Origin of the sequence: Kribbella sp. C-35 (assembly GCF_046549195.1) — a bacterium.
Taxonomy (GTDB): domain Bacteria; phylum Actinomycetota; class Actinomycetes; order Propionibacteriales; family Kribbellaceae; genus Kribbella.
In genome coordinates, this window is the sequence record NZ_JAJPWG010000001.1 from 2,374,485 (window position 1) to 2,389,453 (window position 14,969).

Annotated in this window: 15 protein-coding genes; 7 read left to right on the forward strand and 8 right to left on the reverse strand. The window is 67.7% G+C overall.

Annotated features, from left to right (window positions below):
* Positions 1–273: 273 nt before the first annotated feature.
* Positions 274–1,338 carry an adenosine deaminase gene (locus ACLJOO_RS12050; protein ID WP_410786970.1) on the forward strand — a complete coding sequence of 355 codons (1,065 nt, stop codon included), beginning with the start codon at positions 274–276 and terminating at the stop codon, positions 1,336–1,338.
* On the opposite strand, the gene ACLJOO_RS12055 is transcribed toward ACLJOO_RS12050, so the two are convergent.
* From ACLJOO_RS12055 to ACLJOO_RS12075, 5 genes are all read right to left on the reverse strand, one after another.
* Entirely contained in the window at positions 1,330–2,097 is a 768-nt protein-coding gene (locus ACLJOO_RS12055; RefSeq protein ID WP_410786971.1) for an ABC transporter permease, read from the reverse strand. The two genes, ACLJOO_RS12050 and ACLJOO_RS12055, sit on opposite strands and share 9 nt — an antisense overlap.
* Positions 2,094–3,074, reverse strand: coding sequence for an ATP-binding cassette domain-containing protein (locus ACLJOO_RS12060; protein ID WP_410786972.1), 981 nt, complete (start codon positions 3,072–3,074; stop codon positions 2,094–2,096). The genes ACLJOO_RS12055 and ACLJOO_RS12060 overlap by 4 nt, the downstream gene beginning before the upstream one ends.
* Positions 3,075–3,219: 145 nt before the next feature.
* Positions 3,220–3,915 carry a PadR family transcriptional regulator gene (locus ACLJOO_RS12065; protein ID WP_410786973.1) on the reverse strand — a complete coding sequence of 232 codons (696 nt, stop codon included), beginning with the start codon at positions 3,913–3,915 and terminating at the stop codon, positions 3,220–3,222.
* A gap of 57 nt (positions 3,916–3,972) precedes the next feature.
* Positions 3,973–5,022 carry an acyltransferase family protein gene (locus ACLJOO_RS12070; RefSeq protein ID WP_410786974.1) on the reverse strand — a complete coding sequence of 350 codons (1,050 nt, stop codon included), beginning with the start codon at positions 5,020–5,022 and terminating at the stop codon, positions 3,973–3,975.
* A gap of 279 nt (positions 5,023–5,301) precedes the next feature.
* Complete coding sequence (locus ACLJOO_RS12075; protein ID WP_410786975.1) at positions 5,302–6,255, reverse strand: GlxA family transcriptional regulator; 954 nt, start codon at positions 6,253–6,255, stop codon at positions 5,302–5,304.
* Positions 6,256–6,337: 82 nt separating this feature from the next.
* Here ACLJOO_RS12075 and ACLJOO_RS12080 point away from each other — a divergent pair, with 82 nt between their 5' ends.
* Positions 6,338–6,601, forward strand: a complete 264-nt coding sequence (locus tag ACLJOO_RS12080) for a hypothetical protein (protein ID WP_410786976.1) — start codon at positions 6,338–6,340, stop codon at positions 6,599–6,601.
* On the opposite strand, the gene ACLJOO_RS12085 is transcribed toward ACLJOO_RS12080, so the two are convergent.
* On the reverse strand, positions 6,589–7,764 hold the full coding sequence (locus ACLJOO_RS12085) for a DUF418 domain-containing protein (RefSeq protein ID WP_410786977.1): 1,176 nt from the start codon (positions 7,762–7,764) through the stop codon (positions 6,589–6,591). The two genes, ACLJOO_RS12080 and ACLJOO_RS12085, sit on opposite strands and share 13 nt — an antisense overlap.
* A gap of 84 nt (positions 7,765–7,848) precedes the next feature.
* Between ACLJOO_RS12085 and ACLJOO_RS12090 the strand changes: the two genes are divergently transcribed.
* Complete coding sequence (locus ACLJOO_RS12090; protein WP_410786978.1) at positions 7,849–8,673, forward strand: class I SAM-dependent methyltransferase; 825 nt, start codon at positions 7,849–7,851, stop codon at positions 8,671–8,673.
* On the opposite strand, the gene ACLJOO_RS12095 is transcribed toward ACLJOO_RS12090, so the two are convergent.
* On the reverse strand, positions 8,667–8,807 hold the full coding sequence (locus tag ACLJOO_RS12095) for a hypothetical protein (RefSeq protein ID WP_165546414.1): 141 nt from the start codon (positions 8,805–8,807) through the stop codon (positions 8,667–8,669). The genes ACLJOO_RS12090 and ACLJOO_RS12095 overlap by 7 nt on opposite strands.
* Before the next feature lie 102 nt (positions 8,808–8,909).
* On the opposite strand from ACLJOO_RS12095, the gene ACLJOO_RS12100 reads away from it, so the two are divergent.
* Positions 8,910–9,767 carry a DNA-formamidopyrimidine glycosylase family protein gene (locus ACLJOO_RS12100; protein WP_410786979.1) on the forward strand — a complete coding sequence of 286 codons (858 nt, stop codon included), beginning with the start codon at positions 8,910–8,912 and terminating at the stop codon, positions 9,765–9,767.
* A 9-nt stretch (positions 9,768–9,776) separates the two neighbouring features.
* Positions 9,777–10,220 carry a DUF2871 domain-containing protein gene (locus ACLJOO_RS12105; protein WP_410786980.1) on the forward strand — a complete coding sequence of 148 codons (444 nt, stop codon included), beginning with the start codon at positions 9,777–9,779 and terminating at the stop codon, positions 10,218–10,220.
* On the opposite strand, the gene ACLJOO_RS12110 is transcribed toward ACLJOO_RS12105, so the two are convergent.
* On the reverse strand, positions 10,194–11,030 hold the full coding sequence (locus tag ACLJOO_RS12110; RefSeq protein ID WP_410786981.1) for a hypothetical protein: 837 nt from the start codon (positions 11,028–11,030) through the stop codon (positions 10,194–10,196). The two genes, ACLJOO_RS12105 and ACLJOO_RS12110, sit on opposite strands and share 27 nt — an antisense overlap.
* Positions 11,031–11,133: 103 nt before the next feature.
* On the opposite strand from ACLJOO_RS12110, the gene ACLJOO_RS12115 reads away from it, so the two are divergent.
* Together ACLJOO_RS12115 and ACLJOO_RS12120 are read left to right on the forward strand one after the other, a co-directional pair.
* Positions 11,134–11,457: a rhodanese-like domain-containing protein gene (locus ACLJOO_RS12115; RefSeq protein ID WP_131284789.1), complete on the forward strand. Its 324-nt coding sequence runs from the start codon at positions 11,134–11,136 to the stop codon at positions 11,455–11,457.
* Positions 11,458–11,594: 137 nt separating this feature from the next.
* Entirely contained in the window at positions 11,595–14,969 is a 3,375-nt protein-coding gene (locus ACLJOO_RS12120) for a phosphodiester glycosidase family protein (RefSeq protein WP_410786982.1), read from the forward strand.

The following is a 14,969-nucleotide window of genomic DNA, read 5'->3' on the forward strand; positions in this document are numbered from 1 at the left end:
CCAGGGGATATCCGCGCGCATGAATGAATCCGTGGTGGCCTGGCCTCCCAAGGCCTGCGCGCGCGCCTGGAGGTGGGTTGGGGAGGATTTTCGACCCGGATCGGGCAGGAATCCTCCCCAACCTCACCTCATCCGCTGCACAACACCCGCTCACCCACAGGTGCCCGGGCCCGCACACGCAGGTGAGTGGGGTGGTGGGGAGATTGGGGTGGAACGCGGGGCATCTCGGGGCAGATGGGGGCGGATTTGCGAGGCGGCTGGGAAGATGGCGGCATGATCAGCCCCGAGCAGCTCAACGCGGCGCCCAAGGTACTTCTGCATGACCATCTGGATGGTGGGTTGCGGCCTGGGACGGTGGTTGAGTTGGCGGGGGAGATTGGGCATGTGTTGCCGCGGTCGGATGCGGCGGAGCTTGGGGCCTGGTTTGTGGAGTCGGCGGATTCGGGGTCGTTGGAGCGGTATCTGGAGACGTTTGATCACACGGTTGCGGTGATGCAGACCGCTGAGGCGATCAAGCGTGTGGCCAGTGAGTGTGTGCAGGATCTTGCGGCGGACGGTGTGGTGTACGCCGAGGTTCGCTACGCACCCGAGCAGCACCTGAACAAGGGGCTCACGCTCGAGCAGGTCGTGGATGCGGTGCGGGCAGGGTTCGAGCACGGGATGGCGGTTGCCGAGCGGCCGATCGTGGCGCGGCAGTTGCTGACCGCTATGCGTCACAAGGCGCGTTCGATGGAGATCGCCGAGTTGGCGGTCGCGTACCGCGACGCGGGTGTGGTCGGGTTCGACATCGCCGGTGCCGAGGCGGGCTTCCCACCCACCCGGCACCTGGACGCGTTCGAGTACCTGCAGCGCGAGAACGCGCATTTCACCATTCACGCCGGCGAGGCGTTCGGGCTGCCGTCGATCTGGCAGGCGATCCAGTGGTGCGGCGCGGACCGGCTCGGTCACGGCGTACGGATCATCGACGACATCACGTACGACGAGGCAGGCGAGAAGGCTGAGCTCGGGCGGCTCGCGGCGTACGTCCGGGACCGGCGGATCCCGTTGGAGATGTGCCCGAGCTCCAACCTGCAGACCGGCGCGGCCGACTCGATCGCCAACCACCCGATCGGTCTGCTCGCCAAGCTCCGTTTCCGGGTGACCGTGAACACCGACAACCGGTTGATGAGCGGTACGTCGATGAGCCGCGAGCTCGCCCTGCTCTCGGAAGCCTTCGGCTACGGCCTCCCCGACCTGCGCTGGTTCGCGATCAACGCGATGAAGTCCGCCTTCATCCCCTTCGACGAACGCCTCGCGTTGATCGACAACGTCATCAAGCCCTGGTACGCCTCAAACTGACCGTTGATAGGTGCGGAAAGCTCGGGTGGAGAGCCAGCCGACGATCAGTGTGAAGGCCAGTAGATACGAGCAGTGCCGTAGGACCGACGACCAGTCTGGGTCGGCGGCGAGGGCTTGGCGGGCGGCGATGGTGGCCCAGTCGACTGGGTTGTAGCGGGCCGCGACGTTCACCCAGTGGGGTGCGACGGTCGGGTCGATCATGATCGACGACATGAATGTCAGCGGCAGTGACACGAACTGCGAGATCCCGATCAACGCCTCCTGCTGGCGGGTGAGCAGCGCGACCGCGTTCGAGAGCGAGCCGAACGCCGTACCGACGAGCATCGACGCGACGACCGTGACCAGGTAGCCGAAGATCCCGCCGTCGTACCGCGCGCCGGCGGCGATCCCGATCGCGAACACCAGGATCGTCTGGATCAAGGTGGTCGTCGCATTGCTGAGCAACTGCCCCGCCATCAACCCGCCGCGGCTGACCGGGGACGCGAGCATCCGGTCCATCACGCCGCGCTCCATGTCCTGCACGAACGACGTACCGCTCCAGCCGCTCGTCATCAAAGCCGTCATCATCACGATCCCGGGCGTCAGGAACGCGATGTAGGACGAGTCGCCGAACCCCGGGAGCCGTACGACGCCCTGGAACAGCTGCCCGAACAACAGCAACCAGATCGCCGGCTGCACCAACGTGAACGCGATCAACGCCGGCTGCCGGTACGACGCCCGCGTCCACCGCCCGAAGATGAGGCCCGTGTGCGCAATCATGCTGCCTCCTCCGCCACGCGGAACGAACGACCGGTGTGCTGCAGATACACGTCGTCCAGCGACGGCCGCGACACCGTGACCGCAACCACCGGAATCGCCTTGTCCTCAAGGGCTCCCAGCACAGCCGGTACGGCGGTTGCGCCGTGATCGACCCGTGCGCGGAGAGTGTTGCCTTCGACAACGATCTCGCCGATGCCGGGCAACTGACCAAGCAGCACTTGCACCGAGCCGTCGATGTCCGGATCGACGAGCTCGACGTGTACGGAGTCGCCACGCAACGAGGCCTTGAGAGCCTCAGGCGTGCCTTCGGCCACGATCCGGCCGTGGTCGACGATCGCGAGTTGCCCCGCCAGCCGGTCGGCCTCTTCGAGGTAATGCGTGGTCAGCAGCACGGTCAGGCCTTCCTGGCCGGACAGCCGTACTACTTCGTTCCACAGGTCGGCGCGCGCCTCGGGATCGAGTCCAGTGGTGGGCTCGTCGAGGAACAGCACCTTCGGCCGGTGGACCAGGCCGAGCGCGACGTCCAGCTTGCGCTGCATGCCGCCGGAGTACGTCTTCACCGGTCGGTCGCCGTGCTCGGCGAGGCCGAAACGATCCAGCAGCTCACGAGCGCGCTGCTGGGACTCCTGGCGGGACAGACCGAAGATGCGCCCGCTCAGCACCAGGTTCTCCAGACCGGTCGCCATCGGGTCCGAGCTGGACTTCTGCGGTACGTAGCCGATTGAGCGCCGTACCTGGTCCGGCGAACGATTCACGTCGTACCCGGCGACCAAGGCGCTGCCGGAGTCGGCCCGGGACAGTGTGGTGAGGATCTTGACGGTGGTGGACTTGCCCGCGCCGTTCGGCCCGAGAAGGCCGAGGACGACGCCCTCTCCGACGCTGACGGTCAGGCCGTCGAGCGCGCGGAGCGGTGGGTTCTTGCGGCCGGCCGGGTACGTCTTGACCAGATCGACCGCTTCGACGGCATGCGTAGCCATCACATGACTCCCTAGTGTGCTGGGAGCCGGTCGTCAGCTGGCTATCCTGATGGTTGTGGCCTTGGGTGCCAGGTCTTCGGACCGACTCGAGGAACTGCGGCCCTTGACCCTGGTGTTGCCGCACCTCGGGTCGAGGGCCGTCTGATTACTTGGCTTCCGGCGGTAGCGCCTGCATCCAGGCGAACTCCTGCCCGAAGTACTTCACGGGATCCTTCAGTTGCTCGGCCGGACTGATGCCCTCCTCCAGGTAGAGCTTCCAGGCCTGACGCCAGAACCCGGCGCCGCTGAGCGTGTCCGTGCGGATCTCCTCGGCCAGCCGGTGGACGTACGCCGACTCAGCCTGCAGCAGCGCCAGCCGGAACTCCGACTCGACCCAGAAGATCCGCGGGAACTCCATCGAGGCCATGTGGTCGTGCGCCGCGATGATCTCCGAGATCTCTGTGTCGACCGCCTTGAGCCGCTGCTCGAGCAACTCGACGGCGCGGTCGGGTGGCAGACCGGGGAGGTAGGCGAGACCTGCCTCCAGCGGGTGGAACTCCCGCGCCGGCGTACCGACGAGCTCGCTCAGCCAGTCGCCGAACTCCGCGGAGCCGGCCTCGGTGATCTGGTAGACGGTCCGCTCCGGCCGGTTGCCCTCCCGAACCGTCTCCAGCGCCTCGATGAAGCCATGCTTCTCCAGCGCCGCGACGATCGAGTAGAGCGAGCCGTAGTTCACCTTGATGCTCTGGTCCTTGCCGCGGGCCCGGAGCATCGTCGAGATCTCGTACGGGTGCATCGGGCGCTCGCTCAGACTCCCGAGCACCGCGAACGCGAGCGGATTCGCCACCTTGCGCCGCGCCATGGGCCCTCCTCGATCTCGATTACTCGAAATCGAGTATTAGTTCATGAGTATCCGATGTCAAGTATTCAGCCAGGCGAACGCCCGAGCCCCGAGCCCGCGGACGCGGAGGCTCGCGAGCGCGCGGTACGCCGGTTCCTCGACGTACTTCGTGAGCAGCCAGGCGAGTCCGATCACGCCGATCACCGCCCCCGCGATCTGGGTGAGCCGGCCCGCGCCGAGCTCCATCAAGCGGTACGCGATCAGGTAGCCGACCACCTGGTTGAGCAGGTACAGCCCGAACGAGATCCGCGCCAGGAACTGGATCGGCCGCCGGAGCCGGGCGAGCACCGTCCAGTCCGGACCGCGGGCCGCCAGTGCGACGAACACCAGCAACACCCCGATGCCCAGCGACGACGGCAGGTCCGAGGTGTGCGCGTGCTGCGCGAAGACGGTCGCCGCGAGCAGGGCGGCGAGATGCACCACGCCGATGCGTCGCTGCGCCCAGAGCCAGATCGCGATGCCGATCGCGAACAGTTGCAGGCGATGCAGTCCGAGACCGTTCCACGCCTGCTGCACCCAGAACGGGCTGTGGCCGATGCGGTCGTTCCACTGCAGTACGACCGGCGCGATGATCATGATCCAGAGCAGCGTGCTGATCCGCTGCCCGAGGCCGCGCGGCCAGAGCAGTGCCGCGGCGCCGAACGCCATCAACTGGAGCGGCAGCGTCCAGTACGAGCCGTCGATGAGCTGGACGCCCGGGTCGAACGAGGCGGCCAGCGTCAGGTTGCTCCAGAGGTCGCGCCGCGTCGGCAGGATCCAGTTGCTGGGCGCGAGCAGCACCACGACCAGGTAGGTGAACACGACAGCGATCAGGTACGGCGGGAGCACCCGACACACCCGCCGCCACATCCAGCGGTACGTCGAGCCCTTCCGGACCGTCACGCAGACGAAGTACGCGCTGATCACCAGCAGGATGCTGGCGCCGACCTGGAACGGGTACGGCCCGAGCGGTGCGCCGAGCTCAGGGTGCAGGAACGGGCCCATGTACGTCGTGTGCGTGAAAATCACTGCCAGTACCGCCAGGACACGCACCACGTCCCAGCTCAGCCGGCGGTCCGGCTTCGTCACAACCACTCCATCTACATCGCTGTTACCCCTCTGTGACCTTAGACAGAGCGAGGGGTGGCGATGCAAATCCGCACGGTGACGGATAGCTCACATCACAGAGGTTTCACCCATCGCGACCACTGGGGCTGCGGCGCGTAGCCGGCGGTGGACCAGACACCGTGCGCGGGGGCGTTGTCGTCGAGCACCATCGCGTCGGCGCGACCGCGAGCCGGTACAGGTGGCAGCGCCAGCCGTCCCAGCCGACGATGATCGAGCCGACGGCGTTGCGGTAGGCAACCATTATCCGGCGGTCCGGAAGGTGCGGCGATAATCCTGTGGTGGCACGCCCACCACCCTACGGAAGTGGTGCCGCAGCAACGCGGCCGTCCCGAATCCGGATTCGGTGGCGATCTGCTCGATGCCCATCCGGGTCTGTTCGAGCAGCGTGCGGGCGCGCAGGACGCGCTGGGTGGTGACCCACTTGAGTGGCGTCGTACCGGTCTCGGCGACGAAGCGGCGGGCGAAGGTGCGCTCGGACATCTGCGCGCGCCGGGCGAGTGCGGGCACGGTGTGCTCGATGGTCAGGTTGTCGACCATCCAGTCGAGGACCGCCTGCAGGCTCTCCCCTGACGACTCCGGCACCGGTACTTCGACGTACTGGCGCTGGCCGCCGTCGCGCTGCGGCGGGACCACCATCCGGCGGGCGATCCGGGTCGCGACCGCGCTGCCGAGCTCACGGCGTACCAGGTGCAGGGCCGCGTCGATCCCGGCCGCGGTGCCGGCGCTGGTGATGATGTTGCCGTCGTCGACGAACAGCACGTCCGGGTCGAGCTTCGCGGACGGGAACTGGTCGTGGAACTTGTCGATGTAGCGCCAGTGCGTGGTGCAGGCCCGGCCCTCGAGCAAGCCGGCGGCGCCGAGCACGAACGCGCCCGAGCAGACCGTGAGCAGGATCGCTCCGCGCGCCTCGGCACGCCGGAGCGCGTCCAGGATCCGCTCGTCGTACTCGTGCCGCCAGGTGGTGGCCGGGATGCCGATCAGGTCGGCGTCCTCGAGTTCCTCCAGCCCGTACGGCGCGACCACCTGGGAGTGGCTGCTGGTCTCCATCGGGACCCCCGGCGTGGTCGAGCACACCTTGAAGTCGAACGGCGGCACACCGTCGTCGGTGCGGTCGATTCCGAAGACCTCAGCCAGGACGCCGAACTCGAACAGGGCGACGTCCTCCATCAGGACGACTGCGATCTTCTCTAGCATCTCGCCAGTATGGCAGTAATTTGTCGGACTATGTCAATAGTGCCACTAGTGGCAGGATCTAATAGGTAGCAGTATTACTGCCATGACCGGATACATCGTTCTCGTAGTCATCGTGCTAGCCGTGATCGCGGCTCTGGAGTTCGGCAACAGGCGCCACTCGACCGGTCTGACCGGTCGTCTGCACGGCTCCTGGGACGTCGAAGACCGCGACCTGGCCCGGACCAAGCTCGACCTGCTCGCCCTCGGCGCGGCGGCTGAGCCCTTCAACCACAAGCCTGCTTCGACCACCGGGACCGTGCACAAGATCCGCACGGCCCGCCTGCACCACGGCCGTCACGCGGCCTGAGTGAGTTTGCGCCAGCTGGGGGCGGTCCCATTGGTGACCGCCCGCAGCGCGCCTTCGACAGGGCCGTAGCGGTAGCTGCTCAGCCACAGGTGGCTCAGGAGCAGCTGCAGCGTGAAGATGCCGACCGCGAAGCCGAGCGTCTCCAGCGGAGACACCTGACCCGCCAGTCCGAAGCCGACGCCGGTGAAGATGAGCATGGTCGCCACTGACTGCCCCAGGTAGTTCGACAGCGCCATCCGCCCGGCCGGCGCGAGAAGTGCACGGATGTCCTCCCCGCGGTCGGAGTGCATGATGCGCAGCAGTGAAGCGACGTACGCCGCAGTCAGGAACGGTGCTGTCATCACACTCATCAGCACCGCCCTGGTGTCGCCATTGCCGCCGGCCGCGTAGACGAGCCCGCCGGTGATACCGATCGCGAAGCCGACCAGTTGGATGAGCCGCAGTAGCGCATCGGCACCGTGGGTGTTCTGCAGCAGCCGCCGTCGACCGGCCACCATGCCGACGAGGAACGCGGCCAGTGTGGTCGGGCCTTGCACTGTCAGCAGCGACAGGCCGTACGTCGGGAGCGCGCGAACGTGCTCGCCGATGACGTCGCTGAACGAGCCCGCCAGGTTCGCAGTCGTCTCCTGTGCGGCTGCTACCGCCGTGGTGGGGTCCATGAACTGAGTGCTGTCTACGAAGAGCGCAGCGACGGCCAGGGTGACGAAGAGGTACACGTAGATGCCTCCTGCGACCAGGAGCGCCGTACGGTCCTTCACTCGGCGCATGGCGAGCAGGACCAGGCCGATGATCGCGTAGACGCTCAGGATGTCGCCGGTGATCAGGAAGACGCCGTGCAGCGCGCCGAGTACGAGCAGGCCGCCGAGGCGCCGCAGCATCCGCGGCTTGAACGCTGCACCGGCTCGCTGAGCTGCCTCCATCTGCAGCTGGAAGCTGTACCCGAACAAGAACGAGAACAGCAGGTAGAACTTCATGTCCACGAACGCCGACGACAGCCAGTGCACCGAGTGGTCGAGCCAGGAGTCGTACGCCGGGTTCTCCGCCAAGTGGATCGGGAAGCCGGAGGCGGCGAAGGTGATGTTCACGATCAAGATGCCCAGGAGGGCGAAACCACGCAGCGCGTCGATGTCCTGAATGCGCGTTCGATCGAGTACCTGGCTCATGCACTCCAGCACATCAGGGCAACCCTGAGTGCACAGTCACGCTGAAACCTCCTCGAAGGTGGAGTTTCCCCTACCCTCGACGCTGTGGCTGACTACCTGGAAGTGAATCGGGCGAACTGGGACGAGCGGGTGCCGGCGCACGTGGCGTCGCCCAGCTATCACGTGGACGACTTCCTGTCCGATCCGTCGTACCTCAGTGAGGTGGTCCGGTTCGACCGGCCGCGGCTGGGTGACGTCAGTGGGCTGCGCGGCGTACACCTGCAGTGCCACATCGGGACCGACACCGTGTCGCTGGCACGGCTCGGGGCGCGGATGAGTGGGTTGGACTTCTCGGAGCCGGCCGTCGAGGAGGCCCGGTCGCTGGCGTCGCGGCTCGGGTTGTCGGTCGATTTCCACGTGGCAGATGCGTACGACGCGGTGCGGGTGCTGGGCGCGTCGGCGTACGACTTCGTCTACACCGGGATCGGTGCGCTGTGCTGGCTGCCTGACATCGACCGGTGGGCGCAGGTCGTCGCCGGGCTGCTGAAGCCGGGCGGGCGGCTGTTCGTCCGCGAGGGCCATCCGATGCTGTGGGCGCTGGACGCCGGACCGGAGGTCCCCGAGGTGCGCTTCCCGTACTTCGAGACTGCCGAGCCGATCGTGTGGGACGAGGGCGGGACCTACGTCCAGACCGAGGCCGAGTTCAGCACCACGGTCACGCACGAGTGGAACCACGGCCTCGGCGAGACCATCACCGCCGTACAGAAGGCCGGGCTCGTGTTCGACTCACTCACCGACCACGACAGCGCACCGTGGAACGCCCTCCCCGGTCTGATGACCGAGGATGCCGAGGGTGAGTGGCGGCTGACGGCGAGTCCGCACCACCTGGCCGCCACCTACACCCTGCAGGCGCACAAGCCCACTCAGTGAGCCCGGCGCTGCTGCACCTTCTGAACCGCCTGCTTGATCTTCTGCTGGTTCTCCGGCTTGCTCAACTCGCGCTGTGCGACCTGCACCAGCTTGGCCACGACAGCACCCTTGAGCATCGTCTTCACAAACCCCATCAGGGCCTCCCTACTCCGTTGCCCCCGAAACTACCGCCCCCCACAACCATCCTCCATGGGTGATCCACCGGAAGTGTCCCTGGCGTCAGGCACACTAGGAGGGTGCCTGAGTTGCCGGAGGTCGAGTCGCTGGCCGTGTTCTTGCGGGAGCGGGCGGTCGGGCATGCCTTCGTGCGGGCCGACATCACGGCGATCAGCGCGCTGAAGACCTACGACCCGCCGATCTCGGCGATGGTGGGGTTGCTGATCGACGACGTGCAGCGGCACGGGAAGTTCCTGGACATCTCCGCGCAGGGCGTGCATCTGGTCATCCACCTGGCGCGGGCCGGGTGGCTGCGGTGGAAAGAGGAGCAGAACACCGGCCTCGTCCGTCCGGGCAAGGGGCCGATCGCGCTCCGGACCGTGCTGGACGACGGTGCCGGGTTCGACCTGACCGAGGCCGGGACCCAGAAGAAACTCGCGGTGTACGTCGTCCGCGACGTCGCCGAGGTTCCGGGGATCGCGCGCCTCGGACCGGACCCGTTCACGCTGTCGCTCGAGGACTTCGGCGAGATCCTGAAACGCCAGGGCCGGGTGCAGCTCAAGGGCGTCCTCCGGAGCCAGTCCGTGATCGCCGGCATCGGCAACGCGTACTCCGACGAGATCCTGCACGTCGCGAAGATGAGCCCGTTCAAACCGGCGTCCAACCTGTCCGACGACGAGCTCAAGACCCTGTACGACGCGATGCGCGAAACCCTCAAGGACGCGGTCGACCGCTCCGCCGGCCTCGCCGTCCAGGACCTGAAGTCGGAGAAGAAGTCCGGTCTGCGCGTGCACGGCCGTAAGGGCCAGAAGTGCCCGGTCTGCGGTGACATCGTCCGCGAGGTGAGCTTCGCCGACTCCTCCCTGCAGTACTGCGCGACCTGTCAGACCGGCGGCAAGCCGCTGGCCGACCGGAGGTTGTCGAAGCTGCTCAAGTAGGTTCCCGCCATGCGGAAGATCTACGTGACAGCAGACATCTACATGATTCTCGGGTTGCTCAGCGGGCTGTACTACCGCGAGTTCACCAAGCTGAACGACTTCACCGGCGACACGCAGCTCAGCGTCGTGCACACCCACATCCTTGCGTTGGGCATGCTGTTCTTCCTGATCGTGCTCGCGCTCGAGAAGCTCTTCACCCTGACCGCGGGCAAGCTGTTCACCGCGTTCTTCTGGGTCTACAACGCAGGTCTCGCGCTCACCGTCGGGTTGATGATTGTCCGCGGCTCGATGACCGTGCTCGGCCACCAGCCCGGCGCCGCCCTCGACGGCATCTCCGGCCTGGGCCACATCACCATCACCCTGGGCCTGATCTTCTTCTTCATCAACCTCGGCAAGTGCGTCCACGCCCAGGAGAAGGCGTCCAGCTCAGAGGCGCACGACGTACGGCGATGACGCCGATCGCCGGCCTGCCTCCAGGCGAACTCGCAGTTCGCGCGCACCTGCAGGTCCGGCGATCCGTGTCGCCCATCCGATCGAACGGCCCGGGTCGAGACCGTCGAACGTCCAGGTCTGCTCGCTCGCGGACCAGCCCGGCGGTAAAGGGAGTTCGACCTCGCCGCGGGCCGGGGTGCGGCCGAAGTTCGTCACGACCACGGTGATCTCGTCGCGGCCGGGGTGGATCGAGGCCAGCACCGTGCCGACCGGTGCGACGAGCACCCGCCGTACGCCGGCCGGCACCGTCAGCGGAACGACGCGGAGCTCCGGCATCGGGAACGGGCCGATCGTGGACCGGGTCAGCTCGTGACCGGTCACGCCGTACCTGCGACCGGCCAGCCGGATCTGGTGCTGGCTGTCGGGATCGGCCAGGCCGATGAACCGCACGGCGACATCGGCGGCGCGGCGGGCGACGAGGTGGGCCGGCGTACCGGTCGGAGTCAGGTCCCAGACGCCGTCCGCGTTCGCGGTGACAGTGTCCGGCGGGACGATCCGCAACTTGCCCTGCAGCGCGACGCGGACCACCGGCGGCTCACCGATCTCCGGCAGCCGGACGACCAGGTCGTCACCGTCGCGGCGCCAGGTCAGTGCCCTCCCGGTGTGATCCTCGACGACGTGCCGTGGCGTGGTGGCGAGGCCCGGCAGGCGCACCTCGTGGTCAGGTGGGCGGCACGCGATGCGGAGCAGGAGCAGCTCACGACTCCGCAGGATCGCCTCACCCCAGGGTTGCGGCTCGAACTCCCCCGGGATCCCCTGAATCAGTGCCACCGCAGCCTCCTCCGAGCCACGGTCCGAAATCCGCCGTCCGCTGTCAACGCCTTATCCGGACTCCGGGCAGCCGCCTACCCCCGGGTCTGACATGCTTGGGGGCATGTTCCGGAACCAGGAGATTCCTTCGGTCGTGGTGGCTGAGCTCGACGACGACCTGCTGACGGAGGCGTTCGTGCTCGACGTGCGGGAGCCGGACGAGTGGGACCGTGGGCACATCGAGGGCGCCACGCACATCCCGCTCGGTGAGCTGCAGGAGCGGGTCGGCGAGGTGCCGCTGGACCAGAAGGTGCTCTGCGTGTGCGCGGTCGGCGGCCGTTCCGGCATGGCCACCCAGTTCCTGAACCAGCTCGGCCGCGAGGCGATCAACCTCGACGGCGGCATGCACGCCTGGCAGACCTCCGGCCGCCCGGTGGCCACGAACTGAGAAGAAAACCTTCCACACGGTGACCGCAGGCGTTACTTTGTCACCGGTCGGTTGACCGGCGTACACCTGCGGCTCATGAGGCGGTAGCGCGCGCGGCGTCGGATGACCACGTCCATCCGTCCGTTGGGGAGGCTCCTGTGTCGCTCATCCGTCCCTTGACCACAGCGATCGGGGTAGGTGGCCTGCTGGCCGGCGTCCTGGTCAGCCCGGCTGTCGCGCGGACCGCGACCACGGGGATCGCTGGGATCACTGACGCCGCGATCGCCGAGACCGGCGTACTGACGTCACGCGACGACAGCCCGGTGGCGCCCGGCGTGAACTACACCTCGTTCGAGCGTCTCGACGCGAAGGGCTGGCAGCGCGGCGACATCCTCGACACCGACCTGGACAAGCACGGCGTGACCGTCGACCTGGTCAACACCGGCAAGGTGTCCGGAGGACAGCCGCTCAGCCAGCAGTTGGCCGGCAAGGGTGCGATCGCGGGAGTCAACGGTGACTTCTTCGACATCAACGACACGACCGCCCCACTGGGCGTCGGAGTGGAATCCGGCAAGCTGCTCAACGCACCCGCCGCCGGCCACAACGACACCGCGGTGATCGGCAAGGACGGGCTCGGCAAGATCGCGCAACTGTTCCTCCAGGGAACAGCTGTTGACGGTGCGACGAAGCTCGAGCTGACCAACCTCAACTCGCCGACCGTCAACACCGGCGGTATCGGCCTCTACACCCCGGAGTGGGGCGATGCGGCCCGGACCCGGACCGTGGACGGCCTGCCGACCGTGCGCGAGGTGATCCTTCGCGACGGTGTGGTCGTCTCCACCGCCACCACTCCGGCCACCACCCCGTTGGCAGCGAACGAGCAGGCGCTGATCGGCCGCGAGGCCGGCGCCGACGCGCTCACCGCGTTCGCGGTGGGCGACAAGGTCGACGTCGCGTACGGCCTGCGCCCGGACGCAGGTCAGGTGGCGGCCGCGGTCAGCGGCAACTACCAGCTCGCGAAGGACGGCAAGGTCCCGGACACCGTGCCGGACGCCGACCTCGCGCCGCGGACCGCGATCGGTTTCGACGCCGACGGCAGCCGGATGATCCTGCTCACCGTCGACGGCCGGGCCACCGGTTCGCGGGGTCTGTCGCTGAAGGAGATGGGCCAGCTGATGATCAGCCTCGGGGCTGACGACGCGCTCAACCTGGACGGCGGCGGTTCCTCGACGATGCTCGCCCGGACCCCGGGCAAGGCCGCGCCGGAGGTCGTGAACGACCCGTCCGACGGCGGCGAGCGGATGGTCCCGAACGGACTCGGCCTGGTCCCGGCCAAGGGCTCCGGCAAGCTCAAGGGCTTCCGCGTCGAGTCGACCGGCACCTCCGAGGCCGATCAGGACGCCGACCACTCCCGCAGCTCGCGGGTCCTCACCGGACTCAGCCGAGTCCTCAAAGCCACCGGGTACGACGAGACCTACGCGCCCGCGATCGGTACGCCGTTCTGGTACGCCGGCAGCAACGTCCGCGTCGACCAGCAGGGTGTGGTCACCGGCCGCCGCGCCGGCGACGCGATCGTCACCGCGACCCGGGGTGCGGCGAACGGAAGGTTCCCGATGACAGTCCTCGGTACGCCGACCCGCCTGGCGCCCTCGACCCGCCAGGTGTCGCTCGCCGACTCCGCCGCCAAGGGCTTCTTCGAGGTCGACGGGTACGACGCCGACGGGTTCTCCACCTGGATCGAGCCGCGCGACGTCAAGCTCAGCTACGACCCGGCGCTGGTGAAGGTCGTCGCTACACGCAATGGATTCGAAGTCAATGCCTTGAGCAACGATGCTGTGTCGGCCGTGGTGACCGCAACCGTTGGCGGGTTGAGCACGCAGCTCAGCATCACGTCCGGTCTGGCCAGCACGGTCGTCGACGAACTCGACGACGTCACCAAGTGGGCAGCGAACGCCGTACCGGCCGGTGCCGCGACGGCGACTCGGTCTGCTGCGGAAGGGCATGACGGCGGGCAGGCGATCGCGCTCGACTACTCGCTGACGGGCAGCACTGCCACGCGAGCGGCGTACCTCTCGCAGACGCCGCAGCAGACGTTGCCGGGGCAGCCGCAGAAGCTCGGCGCCTGGGTGTACGGCGACGGTAAGGGCGCGTGGCTGCGCGCCAACGCGTACGACGCTGCCGGTGGTACGGCGCAGACGCTCAACCTGGCGCCGACGGTCGACTGGACCGGGTGGAAGTACGTCGAGGCAGACATCCCGCCCGGGCTGACTATGCCGCTGCGTTTCTGGCGGATCTACGTCGTCGAGACCTCGCCGACCCGGCAGTACTCGGGCCGGATCGTCGTCGACGACCTGACCGTCCGCAGCGCGCCGCCGGTGACGATGGATCCGCCGGCGAAGGTGATCGACCCGATGGTCGTGACCGACGGGACCGTGACCACAAGCGGCCGCTGGCGGTTCGCAGTGATGTCGGACGCGCAGTTCACCTCCGACGACCCGAACTCGGACTATGTGAAGCAGGCCCGCCGGACAATCCGCGAGGTGCTCGCGCAGAAGCCCGAGTTCCTGGTGATCAACGGCGACTTCGTGGACCGCGCGTTCGGTCCGGATATCGCCCTGGCCAAGCAGATCATCGACGAGGAGGTCGCAGGCAAGGTGCCGGTGCACTACGTGCCGGGCAACCACGAGACCTACGGACCGGGCGACCTGTCCGAATGGAAGAAGGTCTTCGGCAACGCGACCAGCACGTTCGACCACCTGGGCACTCGGTTCGTACTGCGGGACTCGTCACTCGGATCGCTGCGGGCAGGCGGGTTCGACCAGATCCTCGATCTCCGCAAGCAGCTCGACTCCGCGGCTCAGGATCGCTCGATCAAGAACGTCGTGGTGATGGCGCACCACCCGATCGACGATCCGTCGCCGACGCAGAACTCGCAGCTCGGTGACCGCAAGGAAGCCGCGATGATCGTGAAATGGCTGGCCGACTTCCGCGCCTCGACCGGCAAGGGCGCGGCCTACATGGCGGCGCACGCGGGCACGTTCGCCGCGACCCGTACCGACGGCGTACTGCTCCCGCTGACCGGCAACTCCGGCAAGAGCCCGGCTGCGGCACCAGACGCGGGCGGTTTCACCGGCTGGGCTCTCGTCGGCATCGCACGGAACGCGCCGGCGGCTCCAGCCGGCGAGCGCGCGTGGTCGGCGCCGGAGCGGTCTTGGCTCCAGGTTGAGCTGCGGCCGCACGTCGACTCCCTCGAGCTGGCCGCGCCGACTTCCCTGCGCCGCGGCCAGACCGGCACGGCAGCAGCGACCGTCGTACAGGAGAACCGGCGGATCCCAGTGGCGTTCCCGGTGTCGGCTGACTGGTGGGGCTCGACCACCCTGCACATCGGGTCCGTGAAGACCGCGCCGTTCTGGGCAGTCGCGGCGTACGACCCGGCGACAGGTCAGCTGACCGCACTACGCCCCGGCACGGCCCAGCTGGGTGTCACGGTGAATGGGGTCTCCAAGAGCACGACGCTGCAGGTCGGTTGGTAG

Bases quoted from the DNA above. Each gene is read 5' to 3' on its own strand.
- ACLJOO_RS12065 (WP_410786973.1), bottom strand. From the start codon at position 3,915: ATGGCGCGGCGCAAGGTGGCGAATCCGCTCGCGTTCGCGGTGCTCGGG.
- ACLJOO_RS12075 (WP_410786975.1), bottom strand. From the start codon at position 6,255: ATGCTAGAGAAGATCGCAGTCGTCCTGATGGAGGACGTCGCCCTGTTC.
- ACLJOO_RS12115 (WP_131284789.1), top strand. From the start codon at position 11,134: ATGTTCCGGAACCAGGAGATTCCTTCGGTCGTGGTGGCTGAGCTCGAC.
- ACLJOO_RS12060 (WP_410786972.1), bottom strand. From the start codon at position 3,074: ATGGCTACGCATGCCGTCGAAGCGGTCGATCTGGTCAAGACGTACCCG.
- ACLJOO_RS12055 (WP_410786971.1), bottom strand. From the start codon at position 2,097: ATGATTGCGCACACGGGCCTCATCTTCGGGCGGTGGACGCGGGCGTCG.
- ACLJOO_RS12080 (WP_410786976.1), top strand. From the start codon at position 6,338: ATGACCGGATACATCGTTCTCGTAGTCATCGTGCTAGCCGTGATCGCG.
- ACLJOO_RS12050 (WP_410786970.1), top strand. From the start codon at position 274: ATGATCAGCCCCGAGCAGCTCAACGCGGCGCCCAAGGTACTTCTGCAT.
- ACLJOO_RS12095 (WP_165546414.1), bottom strand. From the start codon at position 8,807: ATGGGGTTTGTGAAGACGATGCTCAAGGGTGCTGTCGTGGCCAAGCTG.
- ACLJOO_RS12085 (WP_410786977.1), bottom strand. From the start codon at position 7,764: ATGAGCCAGGTACTCGATCGAACGCGCATTCAGGACATCGACGCGCTG.
- ACLJOO_RS12105 (WP_410786980.1), top strand. From the start codon at position 9,777: ATGCGGAAGATCTACGTGACAGCAGACATCTACATGATTCTCGGGTTG.